General features: G+C 47.3%; 21 protein-coding genes. All 21 read right to left on the bottom strand.

The window, feature by feature from the left end:
* Positions 1-7 precede the first annotated feature (7 nt).
* Positions 8-1,144, bottom strand: a complete 1,137-nt coding sequence (gene csaB / locus MHI21_RS23250; protein WP_165177725.1) for a polysaccharide pyruvyl transferase CsaB — start codon at positions 1,142-1,144, stop codon at positions 8-10.
* Positions 1,120-3,135 carry a DUF5693 family protein gene (locus tag MHI21_RS23255; RefSeq protein WP_342418983.1) on the bottom strand — a complete coding sequence of 672 codons (2,016 nt, stop codon included), beginning with the start codon at positions 3,133-3,135 and terminating at the stop codon, positions 1,120-1,122. Before MHI21_RS23255 ends, csaB begins: the two co-directional genes overlap by 25 nt.
* A 259-nt stretch (positions 3,136-3,394) precedes the next feature.
* On the bottom strand, positions 3,395-5,113 hold the full coding sequence (locus MHI21_RS23260; RefSeq protein WP_341162915.1) for a phospho-sugar mutase: 1,719 nt from the start codon (positions 5,111-5,113) through the stop codon (positions 3,395-3,397).
* Positions 5,114-5,211: 98 nt separating this feature from the next.
* The gene (gene fabZ / locus MHI21_RS23265) at positions 5,212-5,658 is read right to left on the bottom strand and encodes a 3-hydroxyacyl-ACP dehydratase FabZ (protein ID WP_013312312.1); all 447 of its coding nucleotides are present in this window, start codon (positions 5,656-5,658) and stop codon (positions 5,212-5,214) included.
* A gap of 892 nt (positions 5,659-6,550) precedes the next feature.
* The gene (locus MHI21_RS23270) at positions 6,551-6,763 is read right to left on the bottom strand and encodes a DNA-directed RNA polymerase subunit beta (protein WP_165177731.1); all 213 of its coding nucleotides are present in this window, start codon (positions 6,761-6,763) and stop codon (positions 6,551-6,553) included.
* Between the two features lie 10 nt (positions 6,764-6,773).
* Positions 6,774-7,601, bottom strand: a complete 828-nt coding sequence (locus tag MHI21_RS23275; protein ID WP_061831646.1) for a flagellar hook-basal body protein — start codon at positions 7,599-7,601, stop codon at positions 6,774-6,776.
* Between the two features lie 13 nt (positions 7,602-7,614).
* Positions 7,615-8,499, bottom strand: coding sequence for a flagellar hook-basal body protein (locus MHI21_RS23280; RefSeq protein ID WP_061831647.1), 885 nt, complete (start codon positions 8,497-8,499; stop codon positions 7,615-7,617).
* 104 nt (positions 8,500-8,603) lie between these two features.
* Positions 8,604-9,602, bottom strand: coding sequence for a rod shape-determining protein (locus MHI21_RS23285; protein ID WP_023990703.1), 999 nt, complete (start codon positions 9,600-9,602; stop codon positions 8,604-8,606).
* Positions 9,603-9,772: 170 nt separating this feature from the next.
* The gene (gene spoIIID, locus MHI21_RS23290) at positions 9,773-10,060 is read right to left on the bottom strand and encodes a sporulation transcriptional regulator SpoIIID (protein ID WP_007432737.1); all 288 of its coding nucleotides are present in this window, start codon (positions 10,058-10,060) and stop codon (positions 9,773-9,775) included.
* Positions 10,061-10,261: 201 nt separating this feature from the next.
* Positions 10,262-11,002 (bottom strand): M23 family metallopeptidase, encoded by a 741-nt coding sequence (locus MHI21_RS23295; RefSeq protein WP_069290539.1) that lies wholly within the window; start codon positions 11,000-11,002, stop codon positions 10,262-10,264.
* 70 nt (positions 11,003-11,072) lie between these two features.
* Complete coding sequence (spoIID, locus tag MHI21_RS23300; protein WP_342418984.1) at positions 11,073-12,512, bottom strand: stage II sporulation protein D; 1,440 nt, start codon at positions 12,510-12,512, stop codon at positions 11,073-11,075.
* Between the two features lie 226 nt (positions 12,513-12,738).
* Positions 12,739-14,094, bottom strand: coding sequence for a UDP-N-acetylglucosamine 1-carboxyvinyltransferase (murA, locus tag MHI21_RS23305; RefSeq protein ID WP_013312320.1), 1,356 nt, complete (start codon positions 14,092-14,094; stop codon positions 12,739-12,741).
* A gap of 323 nt (positions 14,095-14,417) precedes the next feature.
* Positions 14,418-14,669 carry a DUF1146 family protein gene (locus MHI21_RS23310; RefSeq protein ID WP_013373430.1) on the bottom strand — a complete coding sequence of 84 codons (252 nt, stop codon included), beginning with the start codon at positions 14,667-14,669 and terminating at the stop codon, positions 14,418-14,420.
* 346 nt (positions 14,670-15,015) lie between these two features.
* Complete coding sequence (locus MHI21_RS23315; RefSeq protein WP_013312322.1) at positions 15,016-15,429, bottom strand: F0F1 ATP synthase subunit epsilon; 414 nt, start codon at positions 15,427-15,429, stop codon at positions 15,016-15,018.
* Positions 15,430-15,498: 69 nt separating this feature from the next.
* Entirely contained in the window at positions 15,499-16,899 is a 1,401-nt protein-coding gene (gene atpD / locus MHI21_RS23320; RefSeq protein ID WP_013312323.1) for a F0F1 ATP synthase subunit beta, read from the bottom strand.
* Between the two features lie 120 nt (positions 16,900-17,019).
* Entirely contained in the window at positions 17,020-17,886 is an 867-nt protein-coding gene (gene atpG / locus MHI21_RS23325) for an ATP synthase F1 subunit gamma (protein WP_039271553.1), read from the bottom strand.
* Positions 17,887-18,104: 218 nt separating this feature from the next.
* Positions 18,105-19,619, bottom strand: coding sequence for a F0F1 ATP synthase subunit alpha (gene atpA, locus MHI21_RS23330; RefSeq protein ID WP_013312325.1), 1,515 nt, complete (start codon positions 19,617-19,619; stop codon positions 18,105-18,107).
* Positions 19,620-19,638: 19 nt separating this feature from the next.
* Positions 19,639-20,184: a F0F1 ATP synthase subunit delta gene (locus MHI21_RS23335; RefSeq protein WP_061832042.1), complete on the bottom strand. Its 546-nt coding sequence runs from the start codon at positions 20,182-20,184 to the stop codon at positions 19,639-19,641.
* Positions 20,181-20,669 (bottom strand): F0F1 ATP synthase subunit B, encoded by a 489-nt coding sequence (gene atpF / locus MHI21_RS23340; RefSeq protein ID WP_023990709.1) that lies wholly within the window; start codon positions 20,667-20,669, stop codon positions 20,181-20,183. Before atpF ends, MHI21_RS23335 begins: the two co-directional genes overlap by 4 nt.
* Before the next feature lie 109 nt (positions 20,670-20,778).
* Positions 20,779-21,003, bottom strand: coding sequence for a F0F1 ATP synthase subunit C (gene atpE, locus MHI21_RS23345; RefSeq protein ID WP_007432750.1), 225 nt, complete (start codon positions 21,001-21,003; stop codon positions 20,779-20,781).
* Between the two features lie 104 nt (positions 21,004-21,107).
* Positions 21,108-21,932 carry a F0F1 ATP synthase subunit A gene (atpB, locus tag MHI21_RS23350; protein WP_028542178.1) on the bottom strand — a complete coding sequence of 275 codons (825 nt, stop codon included), beginning with the start codon at positions 21,930-21,932 and terminating at the stop codon, positions 21,108-21,110.
* Positions 21,933-21,939 lie beyond the last annotated feature (7 nt).

Below are 21,939 nucleotides of genomic sequence, written 5' to 3' on the forward strand. Positions count from 1 at the left end.
GTATCCATCATCCTTTGCGACACAAGTAATTAACGATATGCTGTGCCGGTAAGCGAGCCTCACTTTTTAACAAAGCAATGGCCGCTCCCTGGCTCTCGATCCATTGACTTCGCTGATCCAGCAACCGCATAGACTCATTAGCCATCTTTTGTCCATCCAGTGCCTCTGTAGTGCCTACAGGCTGGCTACCGACACGGCTGAGGAAATGATCAATTTTGGGATCGTAGGATATCCCCAACGGAGGCACCTGGTGGGATGCTGCATAGATCAAGCTGTGTAATCGCATCCCGATCATCAAACTGCAACGACTGACTTCCAAAAGCATCTGTTGAGGATCGGTGACTTGATCGCACATGCTGACAAGGCTTCCCGTCCCCCTAATATCCCCCAACAAATCCATTACCATCCTTGAAGCCTGCTCGTCATCAGGCAGATGGAAAGGTAAAAAGCGTAAGTGTACACGGCGCTCAGCAGCTAATTTTTTCAAGCCGTCCGCAATAGCCGTTAAATCGCGACGCTCCTTATCCCAGTAACGTACAGATACACCAACGATCGGAAGTTTATCCTTATCCGTTTCAGTTGCTGCTTTATGCAGCTCGGAACCCGAGGGCAATGGAAGCCCCATTACCGGATCAGGAACAACTTCGACAACCGGGTTCTTTAGTTTCATAGTACCCAGTAGTGCGGCAGACTGCTCATCTCTTACAGAAACATATTCACAGCGCTGAAACACAGAACGGATCATAGGATAAAATATCTTCCGTTGTACCGGACCAATGCCCTGAGCATATACAAACGTCGGTTTTCCAGCCCATTGGGCCAGTTTCAGAATCGCCAGATAATACGGAATACTTTTAGGGCTTGTTGCATCCTGGAGCAAACTCCCGCCGCCACTTATTAGCCCATCGCTGTTTTTAATCGCTCTACGAACTTCCCCCAGACTCATCCGTGGTACAGCTTCTACTCCGTACATTTTCTGTGTCCAAGCGGGGTCAGAAGACAGAACAACAGGCTTGATTGTAATCCCCGCCTGACGACTCTCCTCCTCTAAAGCTGTCAAAATCGACTTAAGCACCGCCTCATCTCCACTATTGTTAAAGCCGTAATAACCCGAGATGATTATCGTTTGAGCTGTGGTGACCATTTCTTCCAACACCCTTCCAGCACTTGCCACACGACAATTGCGATGATTCCCAGCACCAGGCCCAAGCCCAATCCTAACAGCCCGCGACTAAGCGACAATGCCGCTGGAGAGTGAATGTGAGCAAAGGTATCCACCATAGAGGCTTGACCAATAGCAGCTATAATCAGCAAATAGATTGCTTTGCGATATTTCAAAGCCAGGAATGCCCCTGCAATAAACAGTGGGTGAGCCATCAAAAATTCCTTATTGCGCGGACGTACACCAAACGCATTTTCAAGGAAGTTCCGGAAGACCAACTCCGTGTTCGACACCGTACCCGCATTTCCGGTACGAGTCAAATAGTAATAACCTGCGGCTGCGATAACAGCCAGTGCGATAACCCACAATACAGTAATCGGCGTACGTAGCAGCTTGGAAATTTCCTCCCGTATAGAAACGCCACGATAAAAGAAAATATATATCGCTGCCAAGAAGATCGGCAGAATGTGAAGCAAGCTTACACCTCTAAATTGATTCAGCACAAGGCTGTAGGCAATACTGTTCAACAGCGCAATAACGAAAGGCACCGCAGCCAGCGACAAAATCGCCGTCTGCACGTACAGTATAAACGTTTGAATCAAACGCTGACCTACAGAAAGTTCAGCACCCTGTTCACGTTTAATTCTAATCGTACGCACAGCGATGATCATTGCAACCGTAGGTCCGCTAATCGCTGCGAGTAGGGCCAGGCCTTGCTCCATCAAGCTAGAGTTCAAAACATAAAGTCCTGCTGAACCTACCAAGCCAAGTGCAAATGCCAGCAAAGTCAATGCCGGGACGAAATAGGACACCATAATGGAGAAGAATGCCAGTGCACCTAGTACGACAATCATTTTCAGATAGCGCTGAATGGATGAATCGACGACTTGGAACGGTTCAGCCTGTCCGAGTTCAAACCCCTTTTTCTCCATCCGTTGTACAGCGTTACCCGGCTTGTCCAAGCTGTGGATTAGGTTATCTACCGAATCCTTCACCTTGGCTTCAGCAATACTACGGCTAGGCGCAGTATTCAGATACAACATGCGAATATTACGGTCCTTGGTGGCCAATGCAAAACGATCGGCCAACGTTTCAACATCGAGCGTTGAATCTTTATCGCTCAATGAGTATAAACGCACAACGTTATAGTGGATATCGTAAGCGAGCTTATTGAAGCCTGCTTGCGGTTTTTTTAAGTTTTCGATAGCAGCTAGGCCAATATCGTATTTGTTCAGCAATTTAGCAAATGCCACTAAGCTATGCTCTTTCTCGTTATCGGTGAAGCCTTTGACTGAATCACCTTCAAACAAAATGCGTTTTACACCATTTTGCTGAAAGGAAGCAAGTATCTCTTCCGTCAACTCCTGGTTGTAAGGAAGACTATCGCTCATCCGTGGAACAATAAAAAATCCTTTGCTCCGAAGCTGCTTCATCGCAATCGGGTCAGGCTGCATGGGCTTGAGATACGCATCCTCTGGAGATGTTTCCACAACTAACCCTTCCTGTCCCTGATAAGTCCAAGGTTTTACATTGATGTCCAGGCTTGTAAACGTACGTAAAATTAACGGCTTTAATGCCTCGGCATTTTCTTTATCAGCGAAAACAATATACGTAAAATTCTCATTTGCAGGTGAAAGCCGTTTTTCCATATCGGCAATGTTCTGAGTCGTATAGGTTACGACGCGACCCGCTTTACGGAAATCATCCAACGTACTTTCATACATCGCCATGCTGTTCACACCCGCTTGCTGTAAGCGGTCAAGTTGCTCATTCAGATAGTCCTGCGGGTGAGCCTGATACGAGGCTGCCTCTGTCAAATCCCGATAATCGAATACAATCTCTACTTTTTTACTCGAGGATTCTGTCTTCATACGATCGGCGATGACCGGAATGGAAGCCAGCAAGCCGACAGCCACCAAAATCCATAACCATTTTCGAGAAGCCGTATTCCAATACTGCCATTTCTGATACACCAAAGAACCTCCTTAATATTCGGGATTTTACAAAATTCAATGCTGCCCACCTCGCTATACTCAGCCTTTTGGTAGGTCACTCATTGAATTTTGCAAAATCCTCCGTTGCCGGAATAAGCCTATTTTCCCAAAGCCTCTTCCAGGTTATTCTGCAATACAGAAATGACCTCCACGGCGTACTGCCCTTTGCCGTGAGAGGTCACCGATTACTATATCTTATCCAATTACCTTAACCTATTCTATTATAAAGGGATTTTTCTCAAGCGTCTACGCGAGCCATAACAGCATCGACCAAATGGCTGATTCTTTGCTCCGCGTCTGCCAGCGAGGAACCGCGTACCGCAAAGTATACTTTGATTTTCGGCTCTGTGCCCGAAGGGCGCAGGCAAAACCACGAACCGTCCTCCAGTAAGAATTTGAGTACATTTTCCTGTGGAAGTCCGTTCAGACCTTGTGAGTAGTCCAGTACCTTGTCTACCTTCACGCCTGCAATCTCTTGAGGCGCGTTGCTACGCCAATCGGTCATTTTGCCCTGAATTTGTGCCACTCCATCCTTACCCTTAAGGGTACGAGACTCCAGCTTCTCAAGGAAGTAGCCAAACTGCTCGTACAGCTCTTGTAAAACATCATAGAGCGTCTTACCTTGTGTGCTGTAATAAGCAGCAGCTTCAGCGATCAGCATAGCCGCCAAGACAGCATCCTTATCGCGAGCATAATTCCCTGCCAAATAACCATAGCTCTCTTCATAGCCAAACAGGTAAGTGTACTCGCCAGTTTGGTCAAATTGGTTCATTTTCTCGCCAATATACTTGAAGCCAGTTAGCGTGTTAAACACGGTTGCTCCAAAATGTTCGGCAATGACTGCACCCATTTCACTGGTTACGATGGTTTTGATAACAGCCCCATTATTCGGAAGCTTGCCTGTTTCTTTCAGTTGATTCAACAAGTAGTAAACCATGATCGCGCCAGACTGATTACCGGACAATACCACATATTCGCCATCACGGTTTTTCACAACTGCACCCATACGGTCAGCATCAGGGTCTGTTCCGATCAACAGATCTGCACCAATTTTCTCACCCAGTGCAATTGCCAGCTTAAACGCATCACGTTCTTCTGGGTTTGGCGACTTGACAGTCGAAAATTCAGCATCTGGCAACTCTTGCTCAGGCACAATATGCACCTGTTTAAAACCGATTTTCTCCAGCACACGGCGAACCGGTACATTTCCAGTGCCATGGAGAGGTGTAAACACAACTTTGAAGTTTTTGCCTGGTCCGGCTGCAATCAGCTCACGGTTCACACTTACACTGGCTACCGTATCTACAAACGCTTCATCTTCCTCTTCTCCAAGCCAAACCAACAATCCCTGTGCCTCTGCTTCCTCACGTGTCAGACTGCGAATGTCGGCAAACGAAGGAACCTCGCGGATATAACCAATTACCTGTTCAGCCTGATCTGGAACAAGCTGACCCCCTTCATCGTTGTATACCTTGTATCCATTATACTCAGGAGGATTGTGACTCGCTGTCACAACAATCCCTCCACTGGCTCCCAAATGACGGACACTAAACGAAAGCTGTGGCGTTGGACGCAAGGAAGGGAACAACTTAGCCACGATACCATTGCCCGCCAGCACCAAAGCTGCATCCAGAGCAAACTCTGGCGAAAAGTGACGCGAATCATGTGCAATAACAACCGAAGGCTTGCCTTCTTTACCAGCATGCTGTTCTAAAATATAGCGAGCCAGCCCTTGAGTCGCACGTCCAATGACGTAACGGTTCATCCGGTTACTTCCTGCCCCGATCACTCCACGCAGACCGCCTGTACCAAATTCCAGCTCTTTGTAAAAGCGATCCTCCAGTTCCTGCTCGTTGCCTTCCAATGCGCGCAACTCCTGTTTGGTCTCTTCATCAATATAAGGGTCTTGCAGCCAGCTCTCAATGCCTTCTAGTGCTTTTTTACTCAACTGCGTCATACGGAATTTCCCCTCTCCATTTTTGGGTTGTCAAAACAGGATTTCTATGTACACATGCACTCGGTTCAGACGTCGTGCTTATGTCGGCAGAGCTTTATTTATTGGGGAGGGTCAGATAAAGCAAACATAATTTCGCCCTCAGCTACTACCGTATCGCCTACTTTAGCCGTAGCTTTCCCTTTGCCAAATGCGCCTTTGGAACGAGTGATTTCCACTTCAAGCGTCAATGTATCCCCAGGAACCACCTGCCCACGGAAACGGAAACCATCCAACCCTGCCAAGAACCCGATTTTGCCACGATTGCTCTCTAGATGCAGTAATGCGACAGCCCCAACTTGAGCCAGTGCTTCGGTGATCAACACACCAGGCATAACAGGATACCCCGGAAAATGTCCAATGAAATGAGGCTCATTCATCGTTACATTTTTAATGCCTACCGCTCTTTTCCCTTCCTCCAGCTCAATAATACGATCCACCAATAAAAAAGGCGCTCGATGTGGGATAATCTCCTGAATTTGATTAACATCCAATTGCAATTTGTCCATTTACCTTAATAACTCCTCCCGCTTGCAGGTTTGACTCTGTATCAGTCATGAGTTACTGCAAGCATAATATTACCCCGCTTACGCTGCATAAAAACAGCTCATAACGGCAACAATGTTAGATATCCTTCACCTACTGCAGAAGTGGAGGTTGAGATAAGGGGCTTTTTCCGCCGGTTATGCAACCTGAGGCGCGAAGAAGCCCTTTTGCCCGTGCTTGGTTTTACCCCGCAGTGTTATAAACTTCCCCATCATTATACAGTTATCAGATGCAAAAAGAAAATTACGCGGAAGTACCATATTGGGTGCTCCTATTATGGGGTGAAGCGAAGTTTCATTTGAGCCAAGGGGGGAAGGGCTGCGGGGATGGATCATTCTTCCGATCGCTGTTAACCTCGGATTTTTTCATTGTATAATAATTCAAGGGTAAAAATCCGAGGTTAAAGGCGAACGCTATCGCTTCTTCAGAACGATTCCATCCCCTCCGCCGAGTTACTTTTGGCTCAAAAAGAAAGCTCGCTTCAATAATGCTCGCTTGCCGTGAAGGGCAGAGAAAACCGAAGGCCTCTATGATGGCCTTCATTGGCCACAATCCATGCGTGCTACGCTGGAGGCCCCTCCCTTAAAAGCATAACAAAACCCTGCGCCACTGGCACAGGGTTTTGTTATATACTACCCACACAAATTGCGGGTGGTTTATTTTAATAAAAGTGGCCTGATGGCGGGTAGCCAGCGGAGCGGGCAGAATTGTTCTGAAGAAGCGCAGCGTTTGCCTATATCCCCGGATTCAAACCTCCAATGTTTTAAAACCAAAAGGAATCTGGGGATAACAGCAATCGGAAGAACAATCTGCACGCGGAGCGACCTTTTCCCGCCCCCACTCATTTAAAGTAAACTAAGGCGCAAATATAAGATCAATGACATGCTGCCAGGTTCTCCACTCGAACACGCCTGACAACCCTTGCTTACCTACAATTACATATCCTGCAATTAAGCCGCCTAACAGCGATAACAGGAGCAGCAACGGAACTATGAAATAACGAGCAGTACGCCAGCGGGACTTCGTCTTTTCAGGCACCGGACGGGAATCAGATTGTTCTTCTTTCATCACCAAATCCTTAAGCCCTCAGATTGTTGGCCAGGTTCATCATCGTATCGCTAGAAGTTAGTGCCCGTGCCGCCATTTGATACATCCGCTGAACTTGCATCATATCCGTCATTTCGCCCGCTAAATCCACATTAGATTCCTCAAGATAACCGGAACGCACAGATACGTCCGCTGGAACAGCACCTGCCACACCTGCTGCTCCGAATACATTTGCCTCTGTTACACCATTCAACAACACGAATAGGTTATCATCCCGCTGTTCCAGTCCCTCTGGACGCTGTACATCCATTAGCTTGATTCTCTGACCAACCGTCGGATTCCCAATTCCATTAGCACGAATCAGCAATTCGCCATCCGAGTTAATAGCCACCTTGGAACCCGCTGGAGCAGTCACAGGAACATCATTGTTATCCAGCACGGAGTAACCTTCAGCAGTGGTCAACATCATCGTCGCACTATCATTCGGATCAGGAACAAAATGAAAGCTACCGTCACGGGTCCAAGCTTTTTGCCCATTCCCCTGGACTTCAAACATGGCATTACCTTGAATCGCCAGATCGGTAGGAAGTCCCGTCTCCTTGAGCGGACCTTGCTCCATATTTTTCATGATTGCGGCCGTTTTAACTCCGTAGCCCAAATTATAGCCGAGCGGCATGGCTCGTCCATTTTGGAGATACGTTGAAGGCTGTTGCTGCACATTGGCCAATACATCTTCAAAGGAACCCTGTTTACTCTTATAACCAACTGTATTGATATTAGCAATATTATCGGCAATTAAATCCAAACGCTGCTGCACACTGGCCATAGATACCATTGCGCCAATCATGGAGTTGTTCATCACTTACCCCCTGTTATACACGGCCTACTTCATTAACGGCCTTGTCCAAGCTTTTATCATAAAATTGAATTACCTTCTGATTCGCCTCATACGCTCTTAACGCAGCCATCATATCCACCATCGACTGTGAAGCATCTACATTAGATACCTCCAGATAACCTTGACGAACGGATACAGCGTCATTAGCGGTCATCATTCTAGCTGTAGCACCGTCCGTATCATTCAGGCGGAAATTTCCATTGCCCTCACGAACGAGCTGGTACGGACGATCAATGACACTAATACCGAGCGTCGTCCCTAACGTCTGGTTGGACTGGCTATCTACCAATTCGCCCCGCTCATTTACTTTAAGCGCTGAGACAGCCCCCGTCAATTGAATTGGCTTTCCATTCGTATCCAGCACCGCTGAGCCAGTCGATGAAAGCAATGCTCCTGCTCCATTTACTTGAAAATGTCCATCACGTGTATAACGAACGTTACCATTACTGTCCCGCACCGTAAAAAACGCTTCTGGACGGTAGGTGACTTCACCGTTAGCATTGATGAATTTCCCTGCCTGATCAAAAGCCATAGGTTGACCAGTAGCTGGGTCGTTCACATTAATATTGGACTGTATCGCGAAATCCGTCGCTTGTCCACTGTCCTTTAATGCTCCCTGAATGTAAGGGGAGAGGCTTTCCTCAGCAAAAACGCCAGTATTGAGCTTGCCGACCGTACGGTCCGGGTTATCAGGGTTACCACCCGTCATGGAAATAAGCATTTCGGGGAAAGAACGCTGAACACTGTTCTCCTGTTTGTATCCCGTCGTATTCATATTAGCAATATTTTGCGTCACGGTGTCATGGCGTCGTTGTTGTGTCATCAATCCGGCGGCCGCAGTATATAAACCTCTCAACATGTATGGTGCACCCCAATCCTATACTCTGCTAAAATCATATGCTCGCGCGGAGGCAGGCAACCTGTCTGACCGCACACGAGTCTCTTATAGTCACTATCGGCAGATTAGAACTTTTTCTTAACCACATGATCCAAATTATCCAGCATAATTCCTGTACCTTTAACGACACAATGCATCGGATCTTCGGCAACCAGTACCGGAACACGCAGCTCTTCAGCAAGCAGCTCGTCCAATCCGCTAAGCAAGGCACCGCCACCAGTCAAAATAACACCACGGTCAATAATATCAGCTGACAGTTCCGGTGGGGTCTGCTCCAATACAAACTTGGCCGCAGCAACAATCGCCGACACAGGATCTCTAAGCGCATCCTGCACTTCATCCGCAGAAATACTTAACGTTTTGGGCAATCCGGATACCATATCCCGTCCACGGATGTCCATTTCTGCACGCCGTCCGCTCGGATGCACGGTTCCGATAGCAATCTTGATATCCTCAGCCGTACGTTCCCCGATCAAAAGCTTGTACTTCGTTTTTACATATTTCATGATGGCTGTATCAAATTTATCCCCTGCCATTTTAATGGAAGAAGCTGTTACGACATCCCCCATAGAGAGGACTGCAACGTCAGTCGTTCCGCCACCAATATCCACTACCATGTTGCCGCTAGGCTCAAAAATATCCATTCCTGCCCCGATGGCAGCCGCTTTTGGTTCTTCCTCCAAAAATACTTCCTTGGCCCCGCTACGCTCCGCCGCTTCACGAATCGCTTTTTGCTCCACTGAGGTAATGTTCGTCGGCGCACAAATTAGAATACGAGGGTGGCTGTACCAGCTTTTTCCCCCTACCCGATTGATAAAATATTTTAACATCGCTTCTGTTACTTCAAAATCGGCGATGACACCATCACGTAATGGACGGATGGCTATGATATTACCAGGAGTACGTCCCACCATACGGCGCGCTTCCTCTCCGACAGCCAGAACTCTTTTTGTATCGCTTTCTATTGCGACAACGGAAGGTTCGTCAAGAACAACCCCCTTCCCTTTGACGTGGATAAGCACGTTGGCCGTACCGAGGTCGATACCGATATCATTACTGAACATATTAAAAAGGCCCCCAAAGTGATATTTTAAAAGCTAAGATTCGACAAGAAGCGGCAAATATATGTATAAACCTACGGTTACATGTCATTTTTCGTCTTGTACCATCTTTTAACATATCATACTTCAGGGGGTTGATTCAATGGCTTTGCCAGCCAATTCACTATATATTTTTAGGACTTGCCGGAAACGAGAATCTCCCTTCGTTTGCCACTCGTTTTTTTGTACTTAATTTTCGTCGCTTCTCCTCCCCTCAGATGGCGGATGGATTTATGGTATTCGAGAATGTGCTTCACCTGATCGGCAAGATCCGGGTTGATTTCAGGCAGCCGTTCGGTCAGATCTTTATGCACCGTGCTCTTGGAGACACCAAATTCCTTGGCAATCGTACGGACCGTATTCCTTGTTTCCACGATACAGCGACCGATTTTGATGGTCCGTTCCTTGATGTAATCGTGCACGCTCCCGCCTCCCTACTGTGGATAGTTTGGTACATTATATGAGGAGCGTGCCTATATATTCGCGGTTTGGCGGGAAGACATGCTTCGGAAGGCCTATTTATTTGGCAAAAGCAGCTTATGTTTACCTTATGCACAAAAACTACACAAGAAAAAAGCAGGGAATATGGATTCCCCGCTTTGCATGCAAAGCCATGACCAAATTTATTTTTTAGGAAGCAGACCTGCTGGATTCACCGGCTTGTCATCCTGATACACTTCAAAATGCAGATGTGTTTTCAAATCCTTTTCAAGCTCGTTACGACCCGCTGAAGCAATCACATCGTTTTGTTTCACTTGATCGCCTTCTTTTACTTTCAGATCACTCAAGCTTTGGTACACCGTTTTGAGATTATTATCATGCGTGATTTCTACGACATTACCTACCAGCGGATGTTGTTCTACACGGGATACTTTGCCACTCAGGGCGGCTCTCACTTCAAACGCCTGATCGTCGGCCCGGGAAAGATCAATTCCAGTGTTAGCGGTAAATGTTTTATCGTACTCTACCATAGCTGCCGCCTGCTCATCAGCTGTTGCGTTCTCATCAAAGAACGGCTTTACGACTTGTACTGCGCCAGCATCTGTCACTGGCCATGCGATATTTTCCGACTGGGCAACTACTTCCACGCTTTCTGGCTGTTGTCCGTTAACATCGGTATTCACTGCACTTGTGCTTTGTACCGATGGACTAGCTGGGTCAGGTTTGAAAGACTTCTGGCTGGCATCCTGATAGACCCACACTAAGGTTAGTATAATGGCTGCTGCGGCAATGTAGGCTGCCGGGTATGCCCACCTTTTGGACAACAGCTTTTTCCACGAAGACGGCCGTGAAGCTCTTCCACCCTGAAAGGTTTTGGGTGTTTCTTCATGGTTTTGGTTCTGGTTTTTATTTTGTTCATTCATTTGCTCATCACCTCAGTAACCAGTGTTACCGGGTGCAACTCTTTTATACTTCAAAGTTTCGAAATATTTACTAACTTAGAATACGAGAGGCTTGCGCAAAAGAAATGCCAGTATAATAGTGAAGGAGAATTTGAGTGGCAGTATGACCTTCCTTGGCCATTCCATTGGCTCCCCACTGACTCATACCAACACCATGACCATAACCATAGGTTGTTATAGCAATCCGATCCCCTTCAGCCTTCCACGTAAACTCAGCCGAACGTAACCCCAGTTTGTTACGGATTTCCGGCCCTGTAAAGATTGAGCCACCAACCTCAATCTTCTTGATGCGATGCCCTTCTGTCTTGGAGAGTATACGAATCTCTGGCATACCCCCTCCTCCAGTAGAAGCAGCAATCGCAGTACGACTCAGTCCCAATCTATCAAACACACTCTGACGACTCAGTGTGACGGTTTCTGTATAACGTGGGGCCAACTGCTTGTCCCATGGACTTGACACACTTCGTAAATAGGGTACTGGCTTCGCCCATACATCCTCTGAATTTTCGGTATAGCCATTGCTAGTAGAAAAAAAAGATGCCGTTATGGGCTTCCCCTCATATACCATGATCGTATCCTTGGTGTCTCGTACAGCCTGCTGAATTTTAGCCAGCTCTGCGGATTTACCAGAACGCCCCCATTCTCTAGTAAGCTTGGCTTTGGAGATATAAGCCTGATGTTTAACCGTATCCGTCACATCTGCTCCCGCAGGCGCACCGCTAGTGTCATCAGCCAGCAAACGTCGGGCAATGAAGGTACGCGCGGCAATAGCCTGTGCTTTTAGTGCCTCGCCCTCGAAGCTGGGCGGCATTTCGGCAGCTACTACGCCGACAATGTATTGCTCCAGCGGTAACGTCTCCGTGCGACCGGTAGACGTAACGTACACGCGCACGTCCGGCTCTGCTGCCACCGGCACGCTGCGCGCTGGAGCAGCGGGCACCGCCGGTATCGGCGGGACGCCCGGCAAGCGCGTGACGGGCGTCCCGCCCTTTGCCGTCACGCTAGGCGCATCTGGTGCTGCCGTGCGACTGCTCGGCGGCAACGGCTGCGCCGTCTGGCGAGGCCACGCCATTAGCGCGGGCACAGCCATGGCAAGCACCAGCACCCCTGCCATGGCAGCGAATGGCAGCCATGGGCGTCTGCTGCCCCAGCGCGGGGTACGCCCGGCGGATGGACGCAGGTGCGGCAGCGTCACTTGCAGCGGGGTTGCAGCGCGTGTGTCATGGGCCGCTGCTCCAGCGATAGGCAGAGCCGTATCGACGGAGTTCACAGCGGAAGGCACGGCTGTTGTACGCCGATTGGGCTTGACGCCAGTCGGCAATGTACCTTTTGTGTCCGGCTGCTGTTGCATAAGCTTATTTTTCTGGAACGAAGTAGCTATAGAGCCAGAGCGTTCCTCCGCAAGTGAAGCCTGGCAATGTTCCTTAGGATGATGAATGGGTATACGGATGCGAACCTGTGAATCTTTCATAGGCTGAAACCTCCATCAAAGGGCTAAGTATCCGGCTGGAAGTACAGATATACTCCAGCAGATATTTTCAATCATATGAAGTCGTCCACTTTGATAGAACCATTTTAAGAGAACTGAAAGAATGAAAAAGACTGGCTGCAAACAACAAAAAACCAAGCCCTTTCGGACTTGGTTCCTTATTGTTCAAGAATATACTTATGCAACATGAAGCTACATATGTTAAGGCTTAGGCGAGGGAAGGCTGGATCTTCTTAAACAGATTCCCCGACGTCTCTTCCGGCATTACGCGCTCTGTACTGGGTGAATGATCCAGTTTGGACTCTTCTACGGTCACTCTGTAAATGTCCGCTCCCAATCCAGTCAGCTTCTCAGCCAAATGAACGTAACCGCGATCGATGTGATGTACGCCGGATACCTCCGTTGTACCTTCCGCAATGAGTCCGGTCAGAATTAACGCAGCACCTGCACGCAAATCTGTAGAGGTTACTTTCGCACCTGTCAGCTTAGCATTACCAGTTACAATGGCGGAACGACCTTCGACCTTAATTTCGGCATTCATGAGATGAAATTCATCCACATGCATGAAACGATTTTCAAACACGGTTTCCGTAATAATGCTCGTTCCTTCAGCGGCAAGTTGAAGTGCCATCATCTGAGACTGCATATCGGTAGGAAAACCAGGATAAGGCAATGTTTTAACATCAACGGCCTTTAACGGCTTATCTGCAATGACACGAATTCCGTTCTCATCAGGTTGAATGGTTACACCCATTTCTTCCATCTTGGAAATAACCGGTCCCAAATGATCGGATATTGCGCCTTCTACATATACGTTCCCGCCTGTGATCGCAGCAGCAACCATATAAGTACCTGCTTCTACCCGGTCGGGAATGACGGTATGTTTTACACCATGCAGCTTCTCGACGCCTTCAATACGAATAACGCCCGTGCCCGCACCGCGTACTTTGGCGCCCATTCCATTCAGGAAATTTGCGAGATCAACAATCTCAGGTTCCTTAGCAGCATTCTCGATGGTAGTTACGCCCTCAGCAAGAGTAGCGGCCATCATAATATTCTCGGTTGCTCCTACGCTGGCTACATCCAAATAAACTTTAGCTCCACGCAGACGCCCGTTACTTTTAGCTTCAATAAAACCTTGGCCCAGGCTAATCTCCGCGCCCAATGCCTCAAAACCCTTTAAATGCTGATCAATTGGTCGCGTTCCGATTGCGCATCCGCCTGGAAGCGAGATTCTTGTACGTCCCAAACGTGTAAGCAGCGGTCCCATAACCAAGAATGATGCGCGCATTTTCCTAACCCACTCGTAAGGGGCTTCACAGGAAATTATCTTCCGCGCGTCAACACGAATGACCTCATCTTGGTATGTAACGCCTGCTCCTAAGGACTCCAGCACTTTGTTAATGGTCATCACATCGTCTAGAGGAGGTGCATCAATAATAACACTTTCTCCTTCTTCTCCTAGCAGAGAAGCGGCGATGATCGGCAGAACTGAGTTTTTGGCTCCGCTGACTTTGACACTCCCGGTCAATCTGTTGCCACCGCGGACGATAAATTTGCTCATCTATGGTTCCCTCCGCGCGTCATTTCCCTTTTCCATTCTGGAAAAAAAGAACATATTCCGCTATTTTCATGCCTTGCTTTTTCATTACATAAAAAAACAAGGTTTTACTAATACCCTAACTGCCATCATACCACTGATTAAAACAAGTATACAAGCGTTTTTTGTACTTGATGACCATTGTACTCTAACTGATTCAGCCAGCTATACATGTATGGTTCTTTTGTTTACCATTGTTAACAATATGACGCGATGTTATTCGACAATTCCCGCAGAGACACAGTCATAAGGTCATATAACCCGCCTACTTCATGTTAAAACAAATTCTAGAGCATCTGGCTCCAAGAGATGTAGCTCAACAGGAACCCAGAAACCAACTGTCCCAAGATTATAGCAAGAAACAAGTGCAGCAATCTGCCCTGCGGTCCTTTGGGTTGCCGAATTAACAAATCCAGCTTTAAGCTCTGTAAAGCCCACCAAGCTAACGCTATACAGATAAGCGACACGATCATGGAGATCAGCGCGGTCATACTCGCCGATTGACTTAGCTGTTCAGCCAATTGCTGTTTCCCGTTCAACCATAATTCCTCCCATCTGCGTCACAGACTTCTTTATAATACTCGGCGAACGCCTAATATGCCAGTGCTATTTCTGCTTTTAGGACATTTATTTCGACAAAATGTGATTGATCACTTCTGTTTCGTGAATTTAAAAGGTACTAAATACCTAGCAACCGGGCAAGAAATAGGACTGTACATTTGGTAATAACAGCTAAAAAAGGGCCCGATCACAGTGATCGAAGGAAGCAAGGTTCTCCCTCACCTTCTACCGGACATTCTTTGGCAGAAGTTATGAAGTGGTCTCCTTGTCGTTCCATCCGTATACTATGCCGAACCCTTTTAAAATTCCACTTAAAATCCAATATTAATTCTTATTGGTTCTAATGCTTGTAGCATTTAAACGGTTAAGCGCCCGTTGCAGAGCTACTTCCGCCCGATGGTGATCTATCTGCTCCTGTTTGCTCTGGAGCCGCAGTTCTGCCCGCTCCCTTGCCGCACGGGCACGCTCCACATCAATTTCTTCGGAACGTTCCGCACTCTCAGCCAAAATGACCACTTTATCCTTGCGGACTTCAAGAAAGCCCCCATTGACCGCGATCACTTCGGTTTGACCACCGATTTTAATGCGTATCGGTGCAATCTTCAAGGGAGTGACCAAGGGAAGGTGTCCGGGTAAAATCCCAAGATCGCCTTCCGAGCCGCGAACACTGATGCTGTTTACCTGTTCTGTATAGACCAGGCGCTCCGGCGTCACAATCTCTAGTAAATACGTGCTCACTTGAATCCCTCCTGGAAGCTGTCCACAGACAGCTCACTTCGTAAGGCTCGGCTATTCTTTGCCTGTTGTTTACAGCGTTTTAGCTTTCTCAACTGCTTCTTCGATGGCTCCTACAAAAAGGAAAGCCGCTTCTGGAAGATGGTCATACTTGCCTTCCAAAATTTCTTTGAAGCTTCGTACAGTTTCTTTAACCGGCACATATTTACCTGGGAAGCCGTTAAATGCTTCGGCAACGTGGAAAGGTTGAGAAAGGAAACGCTGGATTTTACGTGCACGTGCTACCAACATTTTATCTTCTTCACTCAGCTCGTCCATACCCAGGATCGCAATGATATCCTGAAGCTCATTGTAGCGGGCCAAAATTTGTTTTACCCCTTGAGCTACATTGTAATGCTCTTCACCCACAACGTCTGGAGCCAAAATACGGGAGCTTGATGCGAGTGGATCAACCGCCGGGTAAATACCCATTTCGGAAATTTTACGTTCCAGATTCGTTGTAGCATCCAAATGGGCAAACGTCGTAGCAGGAGCCGGGTCAGTGTAGTCATCCGCAGGCACATAGATCGCCTGAATGGAAGTAACAGAACCTTTTTTAGTAGAAGTAATCCGTTCTTGCAATTGACCCATCTCAGTAGCCAGCGTAGGCTGGTAACCTACTGCTGAAGGCATACGTCCCAACAGAGCCGAAACCTCAGAACCCGCTTGAGTAAAGCGGAAAATGTTATCAATAAAGAGCAACACGTCACGGCCTTCTTGGTCACGGAAGTATTCCGCCATCGTCAGACCTGTGAGAGCTACACGCAAACGTGCACCCGGAGGCTCGTTCATTTGTCCGAACACCATCGCTGTTTTGTTGATAACGCCGGAATCTCTCATTTCATGATACAAGTCATTTCCTTCACGTGTGCGTTCACCTACACCCGCAAATACAGAAATACCACCATGCTCCTGAGCGATATTGTTAATCAATTCTTGAATGGTTACGGTTTTACCTACACCAGCACCACCAAACAATCCGACTTTACCACCTTTGGCATAAGGAGCTAGCAAGTCGATAACTTTAATACCTGTTTCGAGCATCTCTGCTTGAGTTGTCAGCTCATCGAAAGAAGGAGCTTGACGGTGAATCGGATTTCTAGCCGTTTCACTCATATCAGCACCATTATCAATTGGCGTTCCAAGTACGTTAAATACGCGTCCAAGAGTAGCTTCGCCGACAGGTACTGAAATAGGTGCTCCCAGATCTATGGCTTCAGCTCCACGAACCAGACCATCTGTGGAAGACATGGCAATACAACGCACACGGTTGTCACCTAGATGTTTTGAAGCTTCGAGCGTCAGGTCAATTTTGACTCCGCTCTCCAGCACAGTCCCAATATGAATGGCATTCAGGATTTCCGGAAGCTGTCCACGTTCGAACTCAACGTCAACAACCGGACCCATGATGCTCACTACGCGTCCTTTGTTCATCTTTTGGTTTCCCTCCTACAAGCTTGCACAGCCGCAAATCCGAACCACTCTGATTTGTTTTGCGCCCGCAATTTATCATAATAGTGTAGACATGCTATAAAACAGTCGCAACAAGCCTGATTAAGACTGAGCGCTTGCCCCTGCAACGATTTCCGTAATTTCCTGGGTAATAGCCGCTTGACGAGCACGGTTATAGGTCAAGGAAAGCTCACCAATTAACTTGGAAGCATTCTTCGTAGCAGATCCCATCGCCGTCATCTTCGCTCCCAGTTCACTAGCTTTACCATCCAGCAAAGCGCCGTAAATGAGCGTTTCCGCGTAACGCGGCAGCAATACTTCCAGCACTCCTTCTGGTGAAGGCTCATACTCATAGTTAATTGAGGATGAAGCTGTAGCTGAATCCGGTGTTGCCATTGGTAACAGACGGTCAACTGTTGGAATTTGAGTCAATGCGTTGACAAAGCGGTTATAGCATAGATAAAGCTCATCAAATTCTTTAAGTTCAAAGCCTTGTACAGCCTTGCTTGCAATTGTTTTGATATCTGCAAAAGCAGGTGTATCTGACAGATCTGTTACCGATTCAGCGATAGGGAATTCACGACGTCTGAAATAATCCCGTCCTTTTCGCCCAATGATGAAAATCACAAATTCATCCTGTGAACGGTGACGTTCAGCAATCGTCTGCGTAACCTGTCGCAAAATATTGGCGTTATAACCACCAGCCAGACCACGATCAGATGTAATGATGAGATAAGCAGTCTTTTTAACCGGACGCGTTTCCAGCATTGGATGCTTGATGTTATTCGCTCCAGAAGCAATGCTACTCACAACTTCCTTAAGCTTTTCCGAGTAAGGACGAGCAGACTCCGCTTTCTCCTGAGCTTTTCTCAGCTTGGATGCAGCGACCATTTCCATCGCTTTCGTGATCTGCTTCGTACTCTGCACACTTTTAATCTGACGTTTAATCTCGCGCATACCTTTTGCCATGATTTCACCACCTTTAAGCTCTAGCAAAGCCAAAGCTAACTTCGTAAGCAATCCCTTAGCTTAGCTTGGACCAAGTCTAAGCACTTCGTAAGATTCAAATCCAGCCGGACATATGTTAAAGGGCCTGTTATAGAGGGTAAAACATGCCAAGGAAGCCAAAACCCGGAGGGCACGCTTCCTTAGGACATCTTTCATCATAAACAGGCAATTCCAATGTATTAAACCGACGTGGCGAATGATTTTTTGAATTTCTCGATAGCCGCCTTCAAAGCCGCTTCGTTATCAGCCACCAAGTCTTTCGTGTCGCGGATAGATTGAAGCACGTCCTGATGGTCAGACACCATGAAAGACAGGAAGTCTTTTTCAAAACGTTTTACATCCGCTACAGGGATATCATCAAGGAAGCCTTTTACAGCAGTATACAAGCTCACTACTTGTTGCTCTACAGCAAGCGGTTGGTTAACGCCCTGTTTCAGAATTTCCATCATGCGTGCGCCGCGATCCAGACGGGCTTTTGTGGATTTATCCAAGTCGGACCCGAATTGGGAGAACGCTTGAAGCTCACGATATTGAGCAAGATCCAGACGCAGGGAACCTGCTACCTTTTTCATCGCTTTAATCTGAGCAGAACCACCTACACGAGATACAGAAATACCTACGTTGATCGCTGGACGTTGCCCTGCATAGAACAAGTCAGCTTCCAGGAAGATCTGTCCATCCGTGATGGAAATAACGTTAGTTGGGATATATGCAGAAACGTCGGAAGCCTGTGTCTCGATGAACGGCAATGCGGTAAGTGATCCGCCGCCCAACTCATCATTCAGCTTCGCTGCACGTTCCAGCAAGCGAGAGTGAAGATAGAAAACGTCACCCGGATAAGCTTCACGACCCGGTGGACGACGCAGCAACAGGGACAGTTCCCGGTAAGCTGACGCTTGTTTAGTCAAGTCATCATAAACAACAAGGACATGCTCGCCTTTGTACATGAAATACTCACCCATGGCGCAGCCAGAGTAAGGAGCAATGTACAGCAATGGTGATGGTTCGGAAGCAGATGCCGTAACGACAATCGTGTATTCCAGCGCACCGTGACGACGCAATGTTTCAACAACTTGAGCTACCGTGGATTGTTTTTGACCAATAGCGACATAAATACATTTCATGCCATTGCCTTTTTGGTTCAAAATTGCATCGATTGCGATAGAAGTTTTACCTGTTTGACGGTCACCGATGATCAACTCACGTTGACCACGACCAATCGGAACCATTGCATCAATAGCTTTAATCCCCGTCTGCATAGGCTCATGTACCGATTTACGGGCCATAACACCTGGAGCCTGACTTTCAACCGGACGGAATTCTGTTGTAGCAATCGGCCCTTTACCGTCTACCGGTTGTCCCAGTGGGTTAACTACACGTCCGATCAGTGCTTCCCCTACAGGGACCTGCATGATCTGACCTGTACGTTTTACTTGACCGCCTTCACGAATGTCGGAGAATTGACCCAAAATAACAACACCGACATTGCTTTCTTCCACGTTGAGCGCCAAGCCCAATACGCCAGTGTCGAATTCAACCAATTCACCGGCCATAACTTTTTCCAGTCCGTAGACGCGGGCAATACCGTCGCCGACTTCAACAACAGTGCCGACTTCAACGACCTCGATATCATTTTTATATTGTTCAATCTGACTTTTAATCAATGAACTGATTTCCTCAGGTTTGATACTCAAGTGTGTTCACCCCTATCTTCTATACTCGTCTGTTAAAGGATTTCTCGAGACGATCCAGCTTGCCGGCCAGACTGCCGTCGTACAGTGTATCGCCGATAACCACTTTCAATCCGCCCAGCAGACTCGGGTCCACTATATTTTCCACACGGATTGTTTTATGTTCACGGGCTCCGAATTGCTCGGCTACCGCTGTTTTTTCCTGATCACTTAAAGCATAAGTCGAATACACCTTTGCATGAGCAAGTCCCAGCTTATATTCCTGAATATCGAGGTATCCGGCAAGGAGAGATTCGAACAAATCTGCTCTACTACGCTGAATCAACAGTTTGATCGTGTTAATTAGCGAGGCAGACAACTTGCCTTCAAAACTGTTAGCTAGAACTTGAAGCTTGACCGTTTCCGTAATGTTAGGAGAATTAATGAATTTACGGATTTCAGCATCCCCCGATACAGCCTCTACAAAAGCACGTAGCTCCTGCTCGGTTTCCATAATGGTCTGTTCTTGCTCTGCCACTTCAAACAAAGCTTTCGCATACCGTTTGGCAACTACCGTATCCCGGCTCATGCTTTGCCTCCTACCTCTTTAAGGTATTGGTCGACAAGCTCTCCTTGGACTTGGTCTTCCTTGATTTCCTTTTGAATCAGTTTGGAAGCAATTTGTACCGAAGCTTTACCCACTTCGCTGCGCAGTTCGGCAACCGCCTTATTACGCTCGCTTGTGATTTCACGAACAGCTTCGTCTTTCAGGCGGACAGCTTCGTCTTTAGCCTGAACAATAATTTGCTCCGCTTGCTTGTTACCTGTTTGTTTTGACTGCTCAATAATGTCGTACGCTTCCTTACGTGCCTGCTGGAGAGCCTGTTTTTGCTCCTCAACATAAGCAGCAGCCTGTTCACGCGTCTGTGCCGCTTCATTCATTTGCTGTAATACAAGCTGACGGCGCTTCTCCATAACGGAAAAGAGAGGGCCAAATGCATAACGCGTCAGTAACCAGTACAAGATCAAAAATGCAATGATTGTGAAAACGATACTTGTCCAATTTAAACTCAATTGAAGTCACTCCTTTCCGGTGAACGTCGGTTCTGGATCTTTCATGTTCAAACGAACAAAGAAGGCGCGGATGGCTGTGCCTTCCCCGCCAAACCTTGCTTCCATTCAATTAAGCACCTGCGTAGAAAATGAATGCCAGAACGACCCCGATGATTGGCAGGGCTTCGACCAGACCTACACCGATAAACATTACCGTTTGCAACGTTGCTTTTGCTTCAGGCTGACGAGCGATACCTTCAACTGTTTTACTTACGATCAGACCGTTACCAATACCTGCGCCGAGCGCACCCAAACCTACTGCGATTGCAGCTGCGATATATGCCCAAACTCCCATTTTAAAAATCCTCCTTAGTGATGTGTATTTGTATTGTACATGTATTTGCAGTTAAGAGCGAAGCGTACTCCTGAACTTAACTAAAAACCGGAAAACAAGCTTGTCTAATGCTCTTCTTCATGCGTGTCAATGGACTGCGAAATGTATACAAACGTCAGAATCGTGAAGACGAACGCTTGAATACTGCCGACAAAAATACTGAATCCTTGCCAAACAACGAGTCCCAATACGGAAGCAATCCAGCCTCCTACACCAAGTGCTGTCAATTTCAGCAGAACACTGATCAAAACTTCACCGGCAAAAATATTACCGAATAGACGCATACCATGTGTCAACAGTTTTGAGAACTGCTCAATCAAGTTAATTGGCAAAAAGAATGGAAATGGCTGAACGTAATGCTTGAAGTAAGCTTTGGTATTGCGGAAGATCCCCAGGAAATGAACCAGGACAAAGATCATCAAAGCGAGTCCAATAGATACCCCTGCATCTGCAGTAGGTGATTTCCACCAGCTGATGCCTACATGGGCAGCTTCGCCCGGGTGAGACGCCTGTGCTTGTTCTAATGCTTCTTTGACTGGAATGATTTCATGTCCAAATACTTGGGCACTTTGCGCATTATCGAATTCGGTCACAATCCCGAACGGTAAGCCCAGCATATTCCCCACGAAAATGAACATGATCAGCGTCATCCCCAAGGAGAGGAATGGCTTCCCTTTTTTCAAATCCATCGTGCTGGTAATCAGTCCTTGAACGAATTCTACGACCCATTCCATAAAATTTTGCAGCTTGCTTGGATTGTCCACAGACAAATTGCGCGTTGCAGCAAATGCCAGTCCAAATACAATCGCACAAGTCACAATAAGCATAATAATGACGGACAAGTCAATGTTAAACCCGCCCAATTGGATAATCGGTGATTCATGCAACATGTTTTCT

This window comes from Paenibacillus sp. FSL H8-0168, assembly GCF_038592955.1.
Lineage (GTDB): Bacteria > Bacillota > Bacilli > Paenibacillales > Paenibacillaceae > Paenibacillus > Paenibacillus polymyxa_B.